At 36.4% G+C, this 21,761-nt stretch carries 20 protein-coding genes; 16 read left to right on the forward strand and 4 right to left on the reverse strand.

All coding sequences use genetic code 11. From position 1 onward, the window contains the following. Positions 1–275: 275 nt before the first annotated feature. Positions 276–980 carry a nitroreductase gene (locus ACZ5QH_RS04530; RefSeq protein WP_004819434.1) on the reverse strand — a complete coding sequence of 235 codons (705 nt, stop codon included), beginning with the start codon at positions 978–980 and terminating at the stop codon, positions 276–278. A gap of 418 nt (positions 981–1,398) precedes the next feature. Between ACZ5QH_RS04530 and ACZ5QH_RS04535 the strand changes: the two genes are divergently transcribed. Both ACZ5QH_RS04535 and gltS read left to right on the forward strand, forming a co-directional pair. Next, the gene (locus tag ACZ5QH_RS04535; RefSeq protein ID WP_244015231.1) at positions 1,399–2,643 is read left to right on the forward strand and encodes a DcaP family trimeric outer membrane transporter; all 1,245 of its coding nucleotides are present in this window, start codon (positions 1,399–1,401) and stop codon (positions 2,641–2,643) included. A gap of 548 nt (positions 2,644–3,191) precedes the next feature. Beyond that, positions 3,192–4,427 carry a sodium/glutamate symporter gene (gene gltS, locus ACZ5QH_RS04540; protein WP_303577103.1) on the forward strand — a complete coding sequence of 412 codons (1,236 nt, stop codon included), beginning with the start codon at positions 3,192–3,194 and terminating at the stop codon, positions 4,425–4,427. 37 nt (positions 4,428–4,464) lie between these two features. On the opposite strand, the gene chrA is transcribed toward gltS, so the two are convergent. Further along, positions 4,465–5,673, reverse strand: a complete 1,209-nt coding sequence (gene chrA, locus ACZ5QH_RS04545) for a chromate efflux transporter (RefSeq protein WP_303577104.1) — start codon at positions 5,671–5,673, stop codon at positions 4,465–4,467. A gap of 137 nt (positions 5,674–5,810) precedes the next feature. On the opposite strand from chrA, the gene ACZ5QH_RS04550 reads away from it, so the two are divergent. Further along, positions 5,811–6,797: a patatin-like phospholipase family protein gene (locus ACZ5QH_RS04550; protein WP_004819441.1), complete on the forward strand. Its 987-nt coding sequence runs from the start codon at positions 5,811–5,813 to the stop codon at positions 6,795–6,797. Positions 6,798–7,231: 434 nt separating this feature from the next. Continuing rightward, on the forward strand, positions 7,232–7,753 hold the full coding sequence (locus tag ACZ5QH_RS04555; protein WP_004722691.1) for an acyl-CoA thioesterase: 522 nt from the start codon (positions 7,232–7,234) through the stop codon (positions 7,751–7,753). 184 nt (positions 7,754–7,937) lie between these two features. Here ACZ5QH_RS04555 and ACZ5QH_RS04560 read toward each other — a convergent pair whose 3' ends face one another. Further along, complete coding sequence (locus tag ACZ5QH_RS04560) at positions 7,938–8,279, reverse strand: hypothetical protein (protein ID WP_004819444.1); 342 nt, start codon at positions 8,277–8,279, stop codon at positions 7,938–7,940. 429 nt (positions 8,280–8,708) lie between these two features. Between ACZ5QH_RS04560 and ACZ5QH_RS04565 the strand changes: the two genes are divergently transcribed. Next, a complete protein-coding gene (locus ACZ5QH_RS04565) occupies positions 8,709–9,317 on the forward strand; it encodes a glutathione S-transferase family protein (protein ID WP_034611110.1) in 609 nt (202 codons plus the stop codon). A gap of 254 nt (positions 9,318–9,571) precedes the next feature. Here ACZ5QH_RS04565 and ACZ5QH_RS04570 read toward each other — a convergent pair whose 3' ends face one another. Then, positions 9,572–9,799, reverse strand: a complete 228-nt coding sequence (locus ACZ5QH_RS04570; RefSeq protein WP_004722685.1) for a hypothetical protein — start codon at positions 9,797–9,799, stop codon at positions 9,572–9,574. A 448-nt stretch (positions 9,800–10,247) separates the two neighbouring features. Here ACZ5QH_RS04570 and ACZ5QH_RS04575 point away from each other — a divergent pair, with 448 nt between their 5' ends. From ACZ5QH_RS04575 to ACZ5QH_RS04625, 11 genes are all read left to right on the forward strand, one after another. Beyond that, positions 10,248–11,261 (forward strand): CobW family GTP-binding protein, encoded by a 1,014-nt coding sequence (locus tag ACZ5QH_RS04575; protein WP_034610915.1) that lies wholly within the window; start codon positions 10,248–10,250, stop codon positions 11,259–11,261. 56 nt (positions 11,262–11,317) lie between these two features. After that, positions 11,318–11,848 (forward strand): YaeQ family protein, encoded by a 531-nt coding sequence (locus tag ACZ5QH_RS04580; RefSeq protein WP_004722682.1) that lies wholly within the window; start codon positions 11,318–11,320, stop codon positions 11,846–11,848. Positions 11,849–11,955: 107 nt separating this feature from the next. After that, positions 11,956–12,579: an MgtC/SapB family protein gene (locus ACZ5QH_RS04585; RefSeq protein WP_004819450.1), complete on the forward strand. Its 624-nt coding sequence runs from the start codon at positions 11,956–11,958 to the stop codon at positions 12,577–12,579. A 101-nt stretch (positions 12,580–12,680) separates the two neighbouring features. Next, complete coding sequence (locus ACZ5QH_RS04590) at positions 12,681–13,940, forward strand: DUF2252 domain-containing protein (protein WP_244015240.1); 1,260 nt, start codon at positions 12,681–12,683, stop codon at positions 13,938–13,940. A gap of 16 nt (positions 13,941–13,956) precedes the next feature. After that, positions 13,957–14,295, forward strand: coding sequence for an FKBP-type peptidyl-prolyl cis-trans isomerase (locus tag ACZ5QH_RS04595; protein WP_004722677.1), 339 nt, complete (start codon positions 13,957–13,959; stop codon positions 14,293–14,295). Between the two features lie 486 nt (positions 14,296–14,781). Next, positions 14,782–16,815 (forward strand): poly-beta-1,6-N-acetyl-D-glucosamine N-deacetylase PgaB, encoded by a 2,034-nt coding sequence (gene pgaB, locus ACZ5QH_RS04600; RefSeq protein ID WP_004819455.1) that lies wholly within the window; start codon positions 14,782–14,784, stop codon positions 16,813–16,815. 8 nt (positions 16,816–16,823) lie between these two features. Beyond that, a complete protein-coding gene (pgaC, locus tag ACZ5QH_RS04605; protein WP_303577105.1) occupies positions 16,824–18,089 on the forward strand; it encodes a poly-beta-1,6-N-acetyl-D-glucosamine synthase in 1,266 nt (421 codons plus the stop codon). Between the two features lie 33 nt (positions 18,090–18,122). Further along, entirely contained in the window at positions 18,123–18,536 is a 414-nt protein-coding gene (gene pgaD / locus ACZ5QH_RS04610) for a poly-beta-1,6-N-acetyl-D-glucosamine biosynthesis protein PgaD (RefSeq protein ID WP_004819458.1), read from the forward strand. 58 nt (positions 18,537–18,594) lie between these two features. Continuing rightward, positions 18,595–19,722 carry an acyltransferase family protein gene (locus tag ACZ5QH_RS04615; RefSeq protein WP_303577106.1) on the forward strand — a complete coding sequence of 376 codons (1,128 nt, stop codon included), beginning with the start codon at positions 18,595–18,597 and terminating at the stop codon, positions 19,720–19,722. Positions 19,723–19,862: 140 nt separating this feature from the next. After that, on the forward strand, positions 19,863–20,780 hold the full coding sequence (locus tag ACZ5QH_RS04620; RefSeq protein WP_303577107.1) for an HARLDQ motif MBL-fold protein: 918 nt from the start codon (positions 19,863–19,865) through the stop codon (positions 20,778–20,780). Between the two features lie 258 nt (positions 20,781–21,038). Next, the gene (locus ACZ5QH_RS04625; protein ID WP_303577108.1) at positions 21,039–21,665 is read left to right on the forward strand and encodes a hypothetical protein; all 627 of its coding nucleotides are present in this window, start codon (positions 21,039–21,041) and stop codon (positions 21,663–21,665) included. The last annotated feature ends 96 nt before the right edge of the window (positions 21,666–21,761 follow it).

Below are 21,761 nucleotides of genomic sequence, written 5' to 3' on the forward strand. Positions count from 1 at the left end.
ATAAGAAAATATGTACTTTAACAAGGCAGGGGGGATGATTCATTCGTTGAAATATTCATGTTCAACTGATACAGAACAATAGATCTTTTAAAAATCAAAAAATGCTCCTGTGGATTAAATCATATTGGTATTGAAAGTTCCTTCTCCACCTTTCGAGAAGGTTAGAATGAGGAACTTTTATGTTGAACTCAGTTTTAAAAAGGGCTTTTGAAAGAAGCCGAATAAAAATATTTTAAAATGACTTAAATTATTGAAGGCAGTTAAATAAAGTCGTTCTAATCCAAGAACACGGTAAAGCTTTCAACAGGTTCACGCGGGGTAATAAATGTATTTACAATATGATCTGGATCGGCATAGCCCAATACAACCGCACAGACTAACTCCTCATCATCAGGCGCATTGAGTACCTCTAAGACAATACGATGAAAATGATTCCATGCAGCTTGAGGACAACTGTCTATACCTCGTGCTTTGGCTGCAATCATGACGTTTTGCACCATCATGGAAATGTCCATTTTAGCGCCAGTTCCCATGATTTTATTTACAGTAAAATACAGCACAACAGGTGCATCAAAAAGCTGATAATTTCTTAAATGTTGTGCCGCCATTTTTTCTTTTTCGCTTTTTTGAATCGCCAAAAGTCCATACAGCCCCCAACCATTTTCGCGACGACGATCAATAAATGGTGAAATCCAAGTGGTTGGGTAGTATGAAAAGCTCGCTGTATGCTGTTCGGCAAGTTCTGGTCGGGTAAATAATTCGATTTGAGCAGCACATACACGGTCAATCATTTCTTGCCGTTTGTTACCCGTGACGACATATACTTTCCACGGCTGGGTATTTGCTCCTGATGGCGCACGACAGGCAACTTTTAAAATATCTTTAATAATAGATAAATCGATAGGTTTATCCAAAAATGCACGTACTGAATGACGGCTTGTAATTGCTTGATCTATCACTTGAACCTGTTCTAAAAACATAAAAGTCCTTTATTGGTCTAATTTTTCATCAAATAGACTATATACGATAGTCGTAGAGGCGTAATATTCATTTTTTGAAACTTTAGCTAAGCCCTAGATTATATAATGATTATAGAAATACTAATCTGAAAAAAGAATTGAAATTAAAGTATTATTCGATAAAACTGATTTAATAAAGGGGTTGAGTTACGCTAGATTACAAAGGTGTAAGAATTATACACAAATTGTTACTTTTGGGTTTTAACTTAGTTTCAACGCTTTCATAATTTAATAGCAAGCATATATGTGCAAAGTTTTTTTTATGTGGTGTTTGAGAAACTACTGAAGAAAACAAGAAAAATTGATTTTTTAGCAAAGTATTGGGGTTAAAAGATCAAATTGTACGGATGCACATCATAAATAAGGCTAGGAGTATTTCATGAGTCTATTCACAAATCGTAAGTCATTGATCGTCAAAAGTTTAGCATTAACAGTAACAGCTTTGATGGTAAATACAGCTCAAGCTGCTACTGACAGTCAAGAGATTCAACAATTACGCAATGAAGTTCAAGAATTAAAAGCACTTCTTCAACAGCAACAACAGCAAGTAAGATTAGTTGAATCTAAAGTTCAAGCAGCGCCATCTTCTTCTTCAGTTGGCTTAAAGTCTAAGTCTGGTGCAGATATCAATATTTATGGTTTTGTTCGTGGTGATGCGAACTATATCATTGAAGGCGGTGATGACGACTTCAACAAAATCAGTTCAACCAATGGCGAAGCGAAAGATAAACTCCGTGCTACAGCAAAAACAACACGTATCGGTTTAGATTTTAATACACCAGTAGGCGATGCTAAAGTTGGTGGTAAAGTTGAAGTTGACTTTGCTGGTAATGGTGTAAATGAAAACCTTCGTATTCGTCATGCTTATTTAACTTATAACAACTGGTTATTTGGTCAAACAACATCTAACTTCCTATCTAGCCATGCGCCAGAAATGATTGACTTTGCAACTAACGCAGGTGGCGGTACTACACGTATTCCACAAGTACGTTATGCATACAATTTGGCACCGACTACAAAATTATTAGTTGCTGCTGAAGAGGGTAATAGTACTGGAGTTACAGGTACTGCAGTTAAATATAGTCTTCCTGTGTTAACAGGTAAAATTACACAATCATATGCTGATGGCAACGGTAATGCATCTGCACGTGTTTTAGTGGAAAACTATAAAGATAACAATGTTGGCAAAGATAAGACTGGTTGGGGTGTTGCAGTTGGTACAGACTTTAAAGTTGCTGATCCTTTAAAACTTTTTGCTGATGCATCTTATGTGGTTGGTAATAGCAACTACTTATACGGAAGTAACAATGCATATTCTGTGGTAAATGGTGATATTGAACAGAATGAATTCACTGCGCTTCAAGTGGGTGGGACATATAAAATCTTACCTAACTTACGTTCAACTTTAGCGTATGGTGCATTGTTTGCTGACAACGGTACAGATTTCGCAAAACAGAACCAAACTGCAAATGAAAAAATTCAACAAGCTTGGTTAAACGTGATTTATTCTCCAGCGAAACCGATTGATTTAGGTATCGAGTATATCAACGGTAAGCGTGAAACTTTCGCGGGTCAATCTTATAAAGATAACCGTGTAGGTTTAATGGCGAAATACAATTTCTAATTCCAACTTAGAAATTTATTGATCCAAAAAGCCGAGGAATGATCCTCGGTTTTTTAATGCCTGAGTATTCATGTCAAAATAATCATCAAATCAATATCATTTCAAATAATGAATAATATTGTAAAAACATAAGACATTTGCTTAAAAAAATGCATAATTAACCCACTTTTTTTTGTATGTTCATATTATCGTATAGATAAATGACCTGTTTTGGCCTGTTCTTGTAAAGCGAATGACTTATGAGGACTGTATTTCTCATTGTTTGATGAAATGATCTTTTATCAATAATAGGAGTAACATCATGACCATTTTCTTTTCTAAATTTTTGCAGCATTGCAATTCTGTTTATATCTAATCGCTAATGTATTTATCGCGATAAGCCTTTTTGATTTTCAATGTTGAAAATCTGCGTTTTATTTTAATTTTTTGTTGTATATATCAGGCAATTAGGTAATCACTAAATCTGAGTGATTTTAAGTCTGCTACTATGGAATAGCATTTCTATATCTATACAACAAAAAATCTAGCCAAAGAATGGACAATTACTTATGGAATTTTCTTTTAATGCCTTCTATACGTTGATTGCAGCGGTCATCGTATTGTTATTGGGTCGTTTCCTGGTCAATAAGATTGATTTTCTCCGTAAATATAATATTCCAGAACCTGTTGCTGGGGGACTTGTTGCCGCAATTTTGTCTTTACTCATCCATAATTTCTGGGGCTATAGCATTACCACAAGTAGTGAATTGCAAACCAGTTTCATGTTGGTATTTTTCGCTTCGATTGGTTTAAGTGCAAACTTTGCAAAATTAAAAGAAGGCGGTTTTGGTTTAGTCGTTTTTTTAATTTGTGTTGCCTCATTTATTGTCGTACAAGACTTTGTTGGGATTGGGTTGGCAACAGCCATGGGTCTAGATCCGCTGATTGGTTTGATTGCAGGTTCAATTACCCTCACAGGTGGACATGGTACAGCAGGTGCTTGGGGTGAGATTTTAGAAACCCAGCATGGTATTCAAGGTGCATTAGCATTGGGTATGGCAAGTGCAACCTTTGGTTTAATTATTGGTGGAATCATCGGTGGTCCATTGGCCAAGCTACTGATTAACCGTTATCAGTTATCTAATCCAAAAACACAAAAAGAAGTGGATGAGACCAATCAGCAAGCCGTTTCTGATCTTGGTGAATATGTTCCCTTTGAATATCCACATCAAGTCCGTTTGATTACTGCAGATAATGCGATTACTACATTGGGACTTTTTGCAGCATGTTTGGCTTTTGCTGAATTTATGACAGGTTACACTAAAGGACAATGGTTTGAGCTGCCAACATTTGTTTGGGCGCTCGCTGGCGGTGTTATTCTTCGAAATGTGCTTGAAGGCATTTTAAGAGTTAAAATGTTTGATCGTGCGATCGATGTGTTTGGTAATGCAGCTCTGTCACTTTATCTAGCGATGGCTTTACTTTCATTAAAACTTTGGCAGTTAGCAGATTTAGCCGGGCCATTGGTGATTATTCTCAGTGCACAAACATTAACGATGGCTTTATATGCTGCTTTCGTGACATTCCGTGTAATGGGGAAAAATTACGATGCAGCGGTATTGGCTGCAGGGCATTGTGGTTTTGGTATGGGTGCAACACCAACAGCTGTTGCAAATATGCAGGCCATTACCAATATGTACGGTCCTTCACATAAAGCATTTTTGATTGTTCCGCTTTGTGGTGCTTTTTTTGTCGACTTAATTAATGCAACAGTGATTCAATTAATTCTAAAATTTATCGCTTAATCTTTAGATTTAAAAAGCCAGTGATATCACTGGCTTTTTAAATGAAATTCAGCAAAGCATAATGAATAAATAAAAGACTAGGAATACTGATAAAAATTGAAATTTTAAGTTTTAAACTCAATAGCATTAAACAGGCTGTGAGAATATCTAATGGATTGCCCATGGTTTTTTGTAGCATGGGGACAATCACAGACAGGATAAATCCAACAACCGCGGCATTGATGAGCATTACAGAATTTTCAATATAACGGTTTTCAAGTTGCTTAGACCAGTAAGGCAAAGCTAAAAAAACAAAGAAAAAAGAAGGTAGAAAGATCAACAGTGTTGTTATGGCAGCATTAACAATGGGAAAAGTGGTAAGGGGCAAATATGCACCAAGATAACTGGCAAAGCTAAACAGTGGTCCTGGCATAAATTGCGCAAGTGTGTAGCCTAATTCAAAATCTTGTTTACTGATTAGCCCTGTATTGACAAGGTCTTGGTGCAGCATAGGAAGAACCACATGGCCACCACCAAAGACCAAAGCGCCTGTTTTATAAAAACTAAAACTGGCTTGAAAGAACAGCTTGTTGGAAAAAAGCATTGCCAAGCACAAGGCTAAAAAGATTAAAATAAAGCCAATCAACCAGATTGAATGAAGACGATGAGCGGTTGGTAAGGTATTAAAATTTATATGTTGTTTTTCGATAGCAAGATCATTTGAATCCTTTTGAATATATACAAATCGCGTCATTAAAACGGCTAAACAACCAGTACCGAGAATAATCACAAGTTGTATCCAAGCATTGGAAAACAGCAGGAGCAACCCAGTACTAACAAGCATTAAGGCAAAATGTAGTTTGGTTTTACAATAGCTTTTAAACATCTGTAAAAAAGCAAAGACAATAATTGCCAAGATGATTGAGTGGATTGTTGAAAATAAGGCTAAATTAAAAACTGGATGCTGCTGAATGAATCGTGCTAAGCCAAACATTAGCAAGGCTGAAGGAAGGGTAAACCCAATCCAAGCCACAATTGCGCCTAAATGTCGATGTTGTAAATAGCCGATAGCCATGCCCATTTGACTACTACTTGGGCCTGGAAGTAATTGGGTAAGTGCAAGCAGTTGAGCATATTGCTGCTCATTTAACCAATGCTTTTTCTTTACAAAAACCTGTTTAAAGTACACTAAATGTGCGGCTGGACCACCAAAGCTGCTACAGCCTAATTTTAAAAAAATCCAAAAAATTTCAAAAAGTGTGGGCATATTTTTAGGATTATTTTAGACACTGATTTTTATAATCTAATCGAAAATCATGACAGAATAAATAAATACAACAGCAAATGATTGCAAATTATGCTTAGATACATGCGAATTTAGATTGTGTCATGATCTGAGAGTATATGTCATTGTTAAATAAAACCTTAGCTGCTTTGTTTTGTGGTTTATTGCTAACTGCATGCGCACATTCACCCGAAAAAAAATCTCAAGCCAGTAGCTTAGCAACCCAACAGGTTTTAGAAGCCACTTCACGATTGGACAATACTTTTTATCAATACAAACAATTGTCAAAGAAAAAGCCTGTGATTGCTTTGGTTTTAGGCAGTGGGGGCGCGCGTGGTTATGCCCACATTGGTGTAATCGAAGTGCTGGAACAACATGGTATTAAGCCTGATTTTATTGTTGGAACAAGTGCGGGAAGTATCGTTGGTTCAATTTATGCCAGTGGGAAATCGCCTGAACAATTACGTCAAATTGCACTCAATATGAAAGTGGGTGATGTACGCGATTTTAAAATTGGGATGAAAGGTTTTTTTGACGGGCAAAAAGTTGAGGATTATGTCAATAAGCAAATCGATCAAATGCCTTTGGAAAAGATGAAGATCCCGATGTATGTGGTTGCTACAGAATTACAAAATGGTGAAAAAACAATTTTTAATTATGGCAATACTGGGCAAGCTGTAAGAGCTTCTGTATCTATTCCAAGTATGTTTATTCCCACAAAAATTAAAGGTAAGGAATATGTTGACGGTGGCTTGGTTAGCCCAGTACCCGTGAATATCGCCAAAGAATTAGGTGCAGATATCGTGATTGCAGTGGATATATTGGCACAACCTGTTAATACTGAAACCACGAATGTCTGGGGGCTGTTTAACCAAAATATCAATATCATGCAAAATCGATTAGCAGCAGAAGAATTAAAAAATGCAGATATTGTGATTCAGCCAGACTTACGCGAAAAAGCGCATATTTTTGATGTAAAAGGCCGTCAGGATACCATGCAAGCCGGAATCGATGCTGCCAATCAACGTATGCATGATCTAGATGTAGTTATTGCCAGTAAGAAAAGTCTTGAAACTGCTCAGCAGCAATATCAAGTTCAAAACTAAGATCAATCGTAATAGATCCATTTAAAAATATTATACTTTTATCACTGTATGATTATTTGAATAAGGATGATGTGCTATAGCGGTCATCTGTTTATTTAAATCTATGATGATTAAATTTGTTATGGGTAAAAAGTAAGAATTGTGACACTATCCCATACTATTTTTGGAATCATCCCTGTAAACATTGATCATTGTTATCAAATTCAACACCAATTATCGGATCAGCAAAGACTTAGATATGGCAAGATTGCAGCGCGAATATTGTAAAAAATAGAAAATGATTGATAAACCAATAAGATATACCTCAAATAAATGACTATAGTCATAATCATAAATTGAGAGAATGGTCAATTGCCGAATTAAACATGTTTTTTAGCTGAAAAGATATATAATAATAGACTTAAATCTCCTGCCAAAATAGAGTCTAGAATACGATGTCTCCATTAGATCAAATGATCCCAGCTACAGATGACCAGTCAGAATTAACCATGTCCGTTTTGATGACCCCAGATATGGCAAACTTTTCAGGTAATGTACACGGTGGAACCATCCTTAAGTTGCTTGATCAAGTCGCTTATGCATGTGCAAGTCGTTATTCAGGTAGTTATGTTGTAACACTTTCAGTCGATAAAGTGAATTTCAAAGAGCCAATTCATGTGGGTGAAATGGTCAGCTTCCTTGCCAGTGTCAACCATGTTGGTCGTACCTCCATGGAAATCGGGATTCGTGTTGAAGCACAAAATATCCAAAAACGTACAGTACGCCATACCAACAGTTGCTATTTCACCATGGTGGCCGTAGATGAAAATGGTAAGCCACAGCAAATTCCAGCTTTAAATCTGGATAATGATTGGAAACGCTGTCGTTTTGAAGCGGCTGAGCAACGTAAAGTGGCACGTTTACAAGAAAATCATCATCCTTCTTGCAGTATCTATAAAAAAGCTTCAAATGGTTAATTGATTGCATTGCCCCCTCGTTGCCAATGAGGGGGGAGTTGTAGATATTAATATTAGATAGTCTCAAAATTTAAATGAAATGTAGTCAGCGTGATACGACCTTTTTGACAGCACTAAGCTTAATGTATGGACGCTTAAACATAAATTCAAACGATAAAAATTTGATAAAGACAGAGCAGTACTTTTAATTGACTTTGTTAAGAACACGTCCATCTACAGTCATGCTCCATGTCCCATTGGCAGTTTGTTGCGGTGCTTGAGAAACTTTAAACTCAGTTGAAAGTGGTCCAATGCCAGCACTAAAGTTATTGCCTTCAAATTTAGAAATTGGGGCAGATACAGATGAACTTGAATTAGGTTGTTTATTGCTATATTCAACGCGGCCTTCAGGTGTAATCATCAAATTTACACTGCCATCCTCACTTTGCCATGTGCCTGAGTAGTTTTGCTTATCTGTCGGTAACGGTTTGCTACATGCAACAAGTAGGGTGCTGATGACGCCTAAACCGATCAGTTTTTTTAACATTTTAAATTCCTCGTTAGTCTTGATATGTCAGGTTTTAATTATAAATTTATCAATTTTACAAACTGATTTAAGTGCAAAATAGTATAGCTGAATAATTCAATAATTCGAATTAGAAAAGCACTCAGGGGGCATAATGGGCATATGTACGAGTTATCTTAAAGGTTAAAGTTCAGAAAAATAATGTTGTTATGATGATTTTAAATTTTTTTAAAAGTGCGATTTATATAAAAAACATTCTAAATTATTGGTTTGGATCAATCGCGATACTGTGGGTAAACCACATTTAATCTTTTCTGTAGTTTAGAGCCTTTATGAAAGGATGGAATTTATTTTTTTAGAAAGGAAGCACTTTGCTTTTGCATATAAATTAATCATTCTTAGTGATATTTTGATTATACTCAAAGCACGATAAAAATGGATTTAAAAACAATGAAACTTTATACCAATGCTCATTCTCGTGGAAATACCATTTTACCTTTATTAAAAGAATTAGATATCGAAGATCAAGTCGAAATTATTCAAGTGGATTATAAAGACTTGAATCAGCCTGAATATTTGGTACTGAATCCGATGGCTAAGATTCCTTTTTTAGTGGATCAAGGTTCTGTCATTTCTGAGACGCCTGCAATCTTTGCATATTTAGCAGACAAATATATTGAGAAAGGTTTCGCACCCGCATTGAATGATCCTAAGCGTGGAGAATATTTAAAATGGTTATTCTTTTGCCACGGACCTTTGACTGAGTTTATGGATATTAAAAGCTTAGGTATTTCAACAGAACAAATTCAGGAACGGAGAAGAAGTCTAGGCTTTGGTACAGAAGAAACAATTTATAACTTTATTAAAATTGGGCTAAAGCAAGCAAATCCTTATTTGCTGGGGCATCAAATTTCTGCGGCAGATTTGTTTTTAGCATACTGGCTGATCTTCGCCATCTCTTTTAAAATTGTGCCATATCTAGACGAATTTAAACCGTTTATTCAGTTGATTCAACAGCGTGATACCGTAAAAGGTGTCGCTTGGATTCAGGCAGTTTAGCGGAGTTTGTTCAAGGATGAATATGGTTTAAAAATGGATTTTAAATTTATCTGGATGATTCAGAATAGTGACAATTTAAATATTATTGGTTGTTTTACAGATAAAGTAGCTGCTGAAAAATACATTTATGATCATCAGCTTAAGTTAATAATATCAGAAAAAATAAAAAGACTAAATCGCAGCATGATCTAGTCTTTTTATTCAGATCGTCTTTTCAGACAACCCAATTGCTAACTCGGGAGGAGTATTAAATCTTATTGACCTGCTTGAGGAGCAGAAGTCGCTGGAGCTTCAGCAGCGCTTTCAGTCGCAGGTTGAGCTGTAGGTTGACCAGCAGCTTGAGTATCTTCAGCTGCAGCTGGTTGTTCTTGAGTTGATACAACAACTTGTTCAGCTTCAGTTGCAGCTGTATCAGTAGCAGCAAAAGTTGAGAAAGCAGTGAAAGCAAGTGTAGTAGCTAAAAGTGTTTTAACGAGTTTCATTTTTTGGCATCCTTAATTCATTGAATTGATCGTATAACGACCTGTGAGAGCGTCAGTTGTTAAATGCGTTGCTGATCACAGGGAGTAGTGTCATGCTAAGTGCAGATGAAAAAATGGGCAACCTAAGCAACAAAGCGTAACAGACAGGTTTACATGTTTAAAACAAATCATTGTATTATGTTGCTTTTTTGTGACTCATTGACTTTTACCAATAGGTAAAAATGTATGTAAATATGAAAAGTTGATTAAAAAATACACTACATTGTTACTTACAATTAACATTCACGATGCAATCTTTATGAATGGTGTATTGGAGTTTTGGATTGTTTTTGTAATTTTAATTTAAAAAATAGATTTAAAACCTGAAATTATTGGCACATTTTCAGTAATAATAAGAAGCGCCGCGATAACCGTCAATTTCTTTCATTTAATCTGCTGAGTCGATCCTTTGAAGATTTTAAGCCAAAAAACAGTCAAAACTCATATTATTTCTGGTTTTTTAGGGGCTGGAAAGACCACCTTATTACAGCATTTGCTTCAACAGAAGCCAGAAAATGAAACGTGGGCGGTTCTGATGAATGAGTTTGGACAGATTGGTGTAGATCAGCAATTGTTACCACAAGACTCAGGCTATGAAGTAAAAGAATTACTCGGTGGTTGTTTATGTTGTGCAGGACAATTGCCTATGCAAATTGCCTTGTCTCGATTGATTTATGATAAACAACCCGATCGACTATTTATAGAACCCACAGGCTTAGGTCATCCCGCTCAACTTTTGGCACAATTGACTGAACCACAATGGCAAGCGCAAATTGATATGCGTGCATTGGTGACAGTAATTGATGGGAGTCGCTTACATGATTCTGAATGGGTGAATCAAGAGCTTTATCAAGATCAGTTAAAAGCTGCACAAATTGTTGTGGTTTCGCATGCAGATAGTATGTCTGCGTCTGATCATGAGGTATTAAACCAGTTTAAAAATGATTACTTTGCTTATATTCAAACTTGGGTATTGGCAGAGCAGGGTAATCTTGATATTCAACAGCTGGATCTATCCCATCAAGGGGTTGAGAGAAAAGTTGTACCGCTGATTCAAGTGCAAAAGCAATTTAACCTCGATGAAGTACTGCCTGTGGTTAAACAATTGCCTTATCACTATGTTGAAACGTCTAATGGATATACTGTGGCAGGTTGGAAATTTTCAAAGCGTTGGCAATTCGATTTTTATGACTTGTTAGATGTCTTATGTGAGCAAAAAGATTGGTTGCGGATCAAAGGGATATTCAATACCAATCAAGGTTGGATGACATTTAATTTTAATCCCGAAAATTTGAATTATAAATCGGGTGAAGAAAGCTTGGATAATCGGATTGAACTCATTAGCCAGCACAATCGTGATTGGGAAAGTTTAGAAACGGCTTTGTTGAATTGTCGAATTGATCAGGCGGAAAAAACGCAGTAATCCTTTTGAAAATCTTATAGACTGTGCGCCATATTTAAGAACTTTTTGGAACTTTCATGGCATTAAAAGCAACAATTTATAAGGCTGATCTCAATATTGCCAATATGGATGTGCATCAATATGGTGATTATCAATTCACGATGGCATTACATCCGTCTGAAACGATTGAACGCTTAATGGTGCGTGTATTGGCATATGCTCGTTTTGCAGATGAACGTTTGGAATTTACCAAAGATTTATTTGAAACTGATGAACCTGCTTTATGGGAAAAGGATTTAACCGGGCAGTTGATTAAATGGATTGAAGTTGGTTTGCCTGACGAAGACAAAGTTAAAAAAGCGGCAGCGCGTTGTAAAGAAGTGGCTGTCATCGCCTATGGTTCAGCCGTTGCAGAATGGTATAAAAGAAGTTCTAAACTCAAAACATTGTCAAATGTTCAGGTATGGCAATTGTCTGAGGCGACGACAACTGCAATTCAAGCTTTATGTCAACGCACCATGCAATTGCAATTAAATGTTATGGATGGTGAGTGGACCTTGATTGGTGATGATGCTCAAGCTGTGATTGAATGGACTCAGTTACAGTAATCATTGTTGCTCAATAAAAATTGACAAGAAAAGCAAGCGAATCGCTTGCTTTTTTTTGCTCAAATTTCGTATACCTAGAGGGATAAAAATAGTTATGTAGAAAATCAATGAATAATGACATCTACCATTTACTGATGGCTTTAGCGATTGGTGCGATTATTGGTGCAGAGCGTGAGTATCGCAGTAAGTCCGCAGGGTTACGTACCATGATTATGGTGAGTTTAGCATCCTGCTTATTCACCATACTTTCAATTAAAATTGGGGTACAAAATCCTGATCGTTTGGCAGCAAATATTCTGACGGGTTTGGGGTTTTTAGGTGCTGGGGTTATTTTTAAAGATGATAACCGAATTTCAGGGATTACCACTGCAACAACAATTTGGATGGTGGCTGCATTAGGTATGGCCGCTGGTGCAGGTTATGAATATTTAGCATTTGTTGGAACGCTACTGGTACTGGTTGTTTTAGTATTTCTCGTCTATTTTCAAGAAAAAATTGAAGCGATTCATCAAGCTCGTAATTACAGGATTTTATGTGATTATCAGCAAGAGACCTTAGATAAATATGAAGAATTGTTTAAGCAATACAATATGAAAATTTTACGTGGTGTACAAAATAAAACTGAAAAACAGATTGTTGGGCGCTGGGTGTTAATTGGATCTGCACAAAATCATAAAAAACTCACAAACTATTTGCTTTTAGATCAAGAGATTAAAGAGTTAAGTTTCTAAAATAAGAAAAAAGTGTGGTTGATTTATTCAATCTTTTATTCATCAAATTTTCAGCTTAACGATTTAATCTAAGCAATTGTATAAAGTATTGGAGTAAACCGATGCGAGATCCTTATGAACGTGTTATCCATTTTAATCAGTCGCGAGATGAGCGATTTCTAGCAATCAAATATAAATTAATGGCGAGTAGTGCTTTCCGTTTTTTCCGTGGTTCATGTCATTTATATTATGAAGATTTGGCAAGCCAACAAACATGGAAAGATCAAACCATCACTTGGATTTGTGGTGATTTGCATGTCGAAAATTTTGGCAGTTATCGTAGTCGACATCAGGTGGTTTATTTTGATTTAAACGATTTCGACGAGGCGATTTTGGCCCATCCAACGTGGGATGTGTCGCGTTTTATTTGTAGTATATTTTTAGCTGGCAAAGAGCTGAATATCGGCAACGATGATTTAAAAACGATTGCAGCACAACTGCTAGATGAGTATTTAAATGCACTTCGTATAGGGAAAGCTTATGCAGTAGAAAAAGAAACCGTCGATGGTATTTTAAAGAAATATATTGCAACCGTTTCTGAACGTGATCCTGTGGCATTTATTGAAGCGCGTTGTTCTTTAGATAAAACAAGTGATCGACGCTATTTGGTGATTGATCAGAAAAAATATTTTAAAATAGAATCCAAAAGCTTATATACGGCGCTGATAAAAACATTTTCTGAGAATTTACAAAAACTCAATACGAAAAATCAATCAAATTTTCAAGTATTAGATGTTGCAGTACGCATTGCGGGAACAGGAAGTATCGGTTTAAATCGCTATGTATTTTTAGTTTATCATCGTGAAAATAAAACCTATACGTTATTCGATATGAAACAGGCCCAAGCTTCCTCTCTAAGCTTGTCTCCATTTCTAAAAATAGAGCAACCAGAATGGGATGATCAAGCGCAACGCATTCAATTCATCCAAACACTCATGCAGTACCAAATCCCGGCTCAGTTATCACGGCTAGACTTTCAAGGACAAGCGTATATTGTCAAAGCATTACAACCCGAACAAGATAAAATTGATTTTAAACAGTGTGTAGATAAACCTAAAAAATTTACCGATGCCTGCTATAACATGGCCCGATTAATTGCTTATGCTCAATTGCGTTCGGCAGGGCGTAAAGGTTCTTCAACAGCAGATGAATTAATCAATTTCGCAGAACAAGCAGAACTTTGGAAAACGCAATTGTTGAAATACACGTATAATTACGCCCAACAAGTTGAGCAAGATTATCAAAGTTTTTGTAAAAGTTATGCCGAATATCGTACTGAACAAAAGACAGTGCTGAGTAAAGCTTTGCACAAACCCGAATGATGAATAGGAATAATGTATGTCAAATGAATTAGAAATTATCGACTTAAAAGTTGGTGAAGGTAAAGAAGCAGTAAAAGGTGCTTTGATTACAACTCATTATACTGGCTGGTTGGAAGACGGAACCAAATTCGATTCTTCAATTGATCGTGGCAATTACTTTGAAACAGTGATTGGAACAGGGCGTGTAATCAAGGGCTGGGATCAAGGCATTATGGGGATGAAAGTGGGCGGTAAACGTAAATTGATCGTTCCTGCACACTTGGCGTATGGCGAGCGTAAAATGGGCAAAATTATTCCAGCAAATTCTAATCTGATTTTTGAAATTGAACTTTTTGATGTCAAAACACGTGATTAAATCTGTGAAATGTCTGAGCTAATTTAGCCCTCAACATGGACGCAAAAATAGAGATCAATTGATCTCTATTTTTTATGTCTAATGAAGCATCTATTGACTACACTGTCTTATGTTAGTGATGTTGAGAGAGTCTTCTTGATTTCTGTATATATTACTCAGATAAAAGTATCATTCGAATCCGACTTTATGCGCTTAATATTTAGCTAATAGTGTGATTTTAAACACAATCGTTTTATTTTTTTGTTTATTATTTGCTCAATACTTAACAATCATCTACAATACTTTTGTCTTAAAAGTGTTTAAATGTCATAAATAAATAATTCTGCTCAGAGTTATTTTTTAAGGTTCGTTTCAGTTTTATTCTTTTAAATCATCGTTGTAAAACCTCTGGCTCAATTCGTCTTGAAAAAGGATTTTAGTATTTCAATATTGATGTACTACGGACGGATTCAGATTTAAAACAATGATGATCGAGTATTTAAATATATGCTAAGCCGTTACTTTTCTCCTTCAGCGATGATATGCGTAACACTATTGTTTTCGTCCTTTTATAATAGTGCAATGGCAGAAGTAGACCAAGTTGCTACTGAAACTCCAATCGAGCATGAATTACCTAAAATTGATTTAAATACGCTGACGATTATTGGTTATCATGAAATTACGCCGAACCATGATGCTGTGATTCCAGACTATGCTGTGACCACGAAACAGTTTGAGCTGCATTTAGATTGGCTACAAAAAAATGGCTATAATTTTGTCAATGTAGACCAGATTATTAAAGCCAACGAAGGTAAATATAAACTACCCACCAAACCTGTATTGTTGACTGTAGATGATGGTTATCAATCTTTTTATCAATATGCATATCCGGTCATTAAACAACGTAAAATTCCTGTTGTACTCGCTGTCGTTGGCTCATGGTTAGAACCTAAAGCCAACGAAATGGTTCAATTTGGAGATGAAAAATTAGCACGTAAAAAACTTTTGACTTGGGATGAACTTAAAACCATGCAAAAGAGTGGCTATGTAGAAATTGGTAGCCACAGTTATAATTTACATCGTGGTATTTTAGGCAATCCTCAGGGCAACTCTGAGCCTGCCGCTGTCACACGCGAATACGATCCAAAAAGTAAAACCTATGAATCTGACAAAGTCTATGCAGATCGTATTTTTAGTGATTTGAAAAAAAATAATAAATTATTACAATCGCATGGTTTGAAAGCACCACGTGTGATGGTGTGGCCATATGGTCGTTATAATATGGAAGCAGTTGCTTTGGCTAAAAAAGTCGGTATGCCGATTACTATTAGCTTAGATGATGGTCCAGACCATATTGAAAAATCCTTAGGTCATTTGAACCGTATTCTTGTCGAAGGCAATATGACCACGGATTCTTTGGCACAAGAAATTCAAAGCCGTCAGATGAACTTTACTGACAATAACCGCCCACAAAAAGTCATGCATGTGGATTTAGACTATATCTATGATCCAGATGAAGCACAGCAAGAGAAAAACTTAGGTCATCTGTTAGACCGTATTCGTGAAATGAATGTCACCACGGTATTCTTACAGGCGTTCGCTGATCCAGATGCGAATGGGTCAGCCGATATGGTGTATTTCCCAAATCGTTATCTGCCAATGCGTGCAGATTTGTTTAACCGTGTTGCATGGCAGATTCAAACGCGTACTCATGTGAGTCGTTTATATGCGTGGATGCCTTTGTTGGCTTGGGACTTACCTGCTTCAAATCCTGCATCTAAAGATGTGGTGGTGACCCAGCAAGCCAAAGACAGCGATCATTTAAATATGGGATATCATCGTTTAAGCCCATATTCACCAGAAGCACGTAAAGTAATTGAAGGCCTATATCAGGATTTAGCAAAATCGACGACGTTTGATGGTATCTTGTTCCATGATGATGCAACACTTTCAGATTATGAAGATGCTAGTCCAGAAGCGATTAAAGCCTATCAAAAAATTGGTTTACCAGCCGATTTAGAAGAAATTCGTAATGATGATGCAAAATTGCAAAAATGGACTGATTTTAAAACCAAGACCATTGATAACTTTGCAATGGATTTGGCGCAAAAAGCACGTTATTACCAACCATTCTTACTGACTGCACGTAACTTATATGCTCAAGTTGCACTTTCAGCATATTCGGAAAACTGGTATGCCCAGTCTTTAGAACAATCGATTAAAAATTATGACTTTACTGCAATTATGGCAATGCCGTATATGGAACAGGCGCCAGATGCAACTAAGTTTTATAAAGATTTAGTACAAAACGTGAAGAAACAACCGAATGGGATTAAAAAGACGATTTTTGAGTTACAAGCAGTGAACTGGCGTAATAATCAAAAGATTCCAACCTCGGAAATTGCTCAAACGATTCAGTCTTTGTATCAACAAGGTGTGATGCATGTGGGCTACTACCCAGATGATCCAATAGAAGATCATCCAAATACTGCTGAAATGCGTAAAGTATTTGATTCTAAACCACAACGATTGGTTCCTTAAGGTCTGATATGAGTGCATTTCAACACCAGTGGCAATCCGTATTAAACTTTATCTTCTATTATCCATTATTTATGTCGTATCTATGGATGATAGGCGCTTTAATTTTCTATTGGAAAGAACGTAAAGAGCCGCCATATACTCAACCGCCAACATTGGAAGAATATCCTTTAGTTGCTGTGCTTGTGCCGTGTTTTAACGAACAAGACAATGCGGATGAGACCATTAGTCATGCATTGAAGTTGAATTATCCAAACTTTGAAGTCATTGCGATTAATGATGGGAGTTCTGACAATACTGCAGAAATCTTAAATGCGTTGGCATTGAAGTATGACAAGCTTCGCGTTGTACATTTGGCTGAAAACCAAGGTAAAGCCATGGCTTTACAAGCGGGCAGTTTGCTTACCGATGCTGAGTTTTTAATTGGTATTGACGGTGATGCGTTACTTGATCCATATGCTGCACAGTGGATGATTCGTCATTTTCTCAATAATCCTACCGTTGCAGCGGTGACAGGTAATCCACGTATTCGTACCCGTTCGACTTTGCTTGGACGGATTCAAGTTGGCGAATTTTCTTCAATTGTCGGTATGATTAAACGTGCACAACGTACTTTTGGTCGTTTATTTACAGTTTCTGGTGTGATCACTGCATTTCGTAAAAGTGCTGTACATGAGGTGGGCTATTGGTCACCAAACATGTTGACAGAAGATATCGATATTACTTGGAAATTGCATCGCGCGGGTTGGGAAGTAAAGTTTGAACCGAATGCCTTGGTTTGGATTTTAATGCCAGAAACCTTTGATGGTCTATGGAAACAACGCTTACGTTGGGCCATGGGTGGCGCTCAAGTTTTAATTAAGAATTTTGATGTATTATTTAAACCGAAGCTGAATTTTCTATGGCCTTTGATTATTGAGCTGATCCTCACCTTAGTCTGGTCATATTTAATGCTGATTATGGTGATTTTCTGGATTTTGCATTTGCTGCTACCGTATGCAGGATTCCCTGCAATGAGTTCTCCATTATTACCGATGGGAACAGGTATTTTACTCGGTACAACTTGTTTACTGCAGTTCGCAATCAGTAAGTGGATGGATAGTCGTTACGAATCGAGTTTAGTGAAAAACTACTATTGGATGATTTGGTATCCCTTTGTATTTTGGTTGATTACAGTAACGGCAAGTATTGTTGCATTTCCAAAAGTTCTTTTACGTGGAGAAAGTAAAAGAGCACGTTGGGTTAGCCCAGATCGTGGTATGCGACATGATGACTAACATTTTAGTCAGAATAAGTTTTGAGATACGAATATGAAAACAAACTCTTTAATTATTGATGTACGTAAGCAGTTACCGTGGCATCGTCGTTATTTCTCCACGACAATGACGGCTATGCTGTGGGCATTTTGGTTACTGCTTTGGAGACCTATTGTCATCTTAGTAGGATATCTTTCACTTGAGAAACCACAACTGGTACATTATTTCTTTAATGCTTTTGCAAAAGCATTAGAAAGCGGATTATTTGCGTTGATTGCTTGTGCGATTTCTTTGTGGTTATGGAGTAACTTTGTTCCAGCGAAGACCAAAAAAGAAGCAGAAGCTAAATCTACACAAGAATATGCCGAGCATTTCAATCTGAATGTGGATGATCTTATACATTCTCGTCAGCAAAAAATCGCTACAGTTCATCATGATGCTGATGGTCGCATCACATATATTGACTAATGGCTTAGTCAGCAAAAGTCCCACAGGTTGGGGCTTTTGTTTTCACAGGGAAACATAGATGTCCGCAAAAATAAACTCGGCAGAAAGTATTCGAGGTTTAGCTTGTTTAGCTGTCGTATTTTCTCATCTTGCAATGAGTTTTTTTCCATTTTTACATCATTTTGATCCTAATGAGAAAACAGATTTGGCTTGGGTGTATGCCATACATCATTTGCCTTTTGGTTTTCTCTACTCAGGTGATGCAGCTGTTTTTGTATTTTTTGTCTTAAGTGGCTTTGTGCTCAGTTATGCGATTTTAAAAAGCCCTCAACAATTCCATGCAAAAATTAACAATATGATGATTAAACGCTATCCACGTTTAATGATTCCAGCACTGACTTCATGTGTCATCATTTGGTTGGTCCTTAAAGTCATCCATATTGATAGTAGTCATGTGGGGGCTTGGCTGCATGCGTTTGCGATACAAGATTTTAGTTTTAAACATGCAGTATATGAAGGAACTATAGGCGCATTTTTATTCTCGGAAAGTGATATAAACTGGGTGTTATGGACGATGACGATTGAGCTTATGGGCTCATTTGCATTATTTTTTCTGCTCTATTTGTATCATTATAAACATATTGCTTTTTGGCTAGGCTCACTTTTAATTCCTTGTCTTGCATTTCTTTGGCGAGGGCAAGGCTTTAGTTTTGGGATTTCCAGTTTTATTATTGGTATCTATATTTATTTATATGCCAAGCCACTCCCAAATGTTGTAGCTATTCCTATGCTATTGATTGGCCTATATTTGGCGGGTGCACATAATACCAGTGCAGCCTATAGCTGGGTTCATCATATTTTAGGAGAGAATACTTATGATTATAGTAATTTCATCGCTGGGATTTTAATTGTTTATAGTGTATTGATGAGTCCATTACTGTCTAAAGGCTTAGATCACCCGATTTTAGTCTGGTTAGGAAAGTTATCTTTTTCTATTTATCTATTACATCTAATGATGCTGTATTTAATCTGTATTCCACTATTTAACTTATTTTTAAGTTGGCATTGGAGTTATTCTCTTGCGGTAATCTGCTCAGGGTTAACTGCGATTGCAGTCACTTTGATTGCTGCAAATTTTTATAGTGATTATGTCGATCAGTTGGCTATTAAGGTCAGTAATAAAATTGCCGACAAGGTTTTAAATTAGTCCTTTAAAAACTCGCATACAATTTGCAAATATTATTTACAATTTAAGATGTATTGAGTTGTTTTTTAGGCATTAAAAAATTGATAAATATCGTGATTTAATCAAGTATGGGCGACTCATTTTTAGCATGGATCGCTTATATGCATCTGTTCAAATCCATTGTTATTTCATTGATCACAATGAGCTTTCAATTTACTCAAGCAGCCCCATTAAATGCTCAGCAAGCATTGACCGATGCACCGCCAATGAGTTTGTTTGAATCGTGGAATACACCCATTGAGCCCTTTAAAATTTTTAATCATGTCTATTATGTCGGTACTGAAAATTTATCTTCGGTACTGTTTGATACGGGTGATGGTTTGGTTTTAATTGATAGTGGGATTGATCAGTCGGCAGTGCAGATTAAAGCCAATATTGAAAAATTGGGGTTTAAAATCACAGATGTAAAATATCTACTTAATAGTCATGCCCGTTTAGATCAAGCTGGTGGGTTTGCCAAATTAAAACAATGGAGTGGTGCTCAATTGGTCGCAAGTGCTGCCAATGCCGAAATGCTAGAAAATGGCGGCGTGACTGATTTCGCTTTAGGTAAGCAATTGCCTTTTCCATCTGTAGCTGTAGATATCATTATCAAAGATGGGCAACAATTAAAGCTCGGTCGTCAAATCTTTACAGCACATGCAACGCCAGGCCATTTACCAGGTGCAACCTCTTGGACAACAGATATCCGTTATCACTTTAAAAATTATAAAGTCATCTATGCCGACAGTTTATTTACGGGCGGTTATTATTTGTTAAACAATAACAATTATCCAAATCTAGTTTCAGACATACGTCACACATTTAAAACTTTGGATGCAATCCATGCAGATATTTTTCTTGCCAATAAAGCGGATCGTTTCCATATGAAGCAGAAATTAGCCAAATTGAATGCAGGTGATAAAAAAGCATTTATTGATCAGACGGGTTTACAAAATTATGTAGCGAAGGGGAGAGTTGAATTTGAACAACAATTACAGCAGCAACAACGCTTAGCGCAGTTTAAAACATTGCAATAATAAATTTAAAATAAAACATGCTATATGCGTTATATAGCGTGTTTTTTGCCGCTACGTGTTACCTTGCGAAACGATGTTTCTCATTATTTAGAATGACTAAATTTCATATTTCCTGCCTAGTATCGCCTAAAAAACACACGTAGTCGCAAACGTAGACGAATTTTCAACAGACCCTAGTAGAATTCAGATAAAACTGATCATTTATTTTTAAATGATATATAACAGATAACGGCTTATCCTAAAATATAGAAAATTGAAATGAAAATACAATATATCAAACAGTTATTATTCATTTGTAGTGTCGTGATCACGTCATCTATATATGCACAAGAATTTCAACAACTCAATATTCAAACGCAGCTTGCAAAACAATGCCATCAAGATGATGAAGACATATTTTCACCTCAAACTTATCAATTGCGCTCGACAAAAGTCGTATTAAAAACTTATTCCTGTACCAGTAAAAAGCAAGATCGAGAACAATATTATTCGGCCTATGGGATACAATTGAGCGCTAAAAAATCATTATATTTAGTCGATCAACAGGTGGATGCAAGTGGTTATGTTGGTGTTAAATCTGAGCAAGTGGATGCAGATACCATTGTATTTGACAGTATGTATGAACGTGGCGGTGATTTAGTGATTGTGTGGATGCCAGATTTACAACAAATCTATCATGTGAAAGTTCATTATATGGCTTCAGATGAAGGTGGGGTAAAGCTGTATCGTAAAAATGATCAGATTTTTATTCAGAAAATTGCTTTAAAAGCGCTTAAAGATGATCAACCGATATATATAAATATAGGAAAACCCGTAATACTCAAAAAGGTGCTAGGCAAAGGGATCGTATTTGCTTCAGGTGATCTAAAAGCATTACAAAATTAAAATAAGAGATCTGGTTGATCTATATAAAGAAAACAATTGTTACGTTTAAGCTGGGTATCTCTAGTGAGATAGTTATACAATTTACTGGGTAAACTA

Source organism: Acinetobacter sp. Ac8 (genome assembly GCF_055392545.1).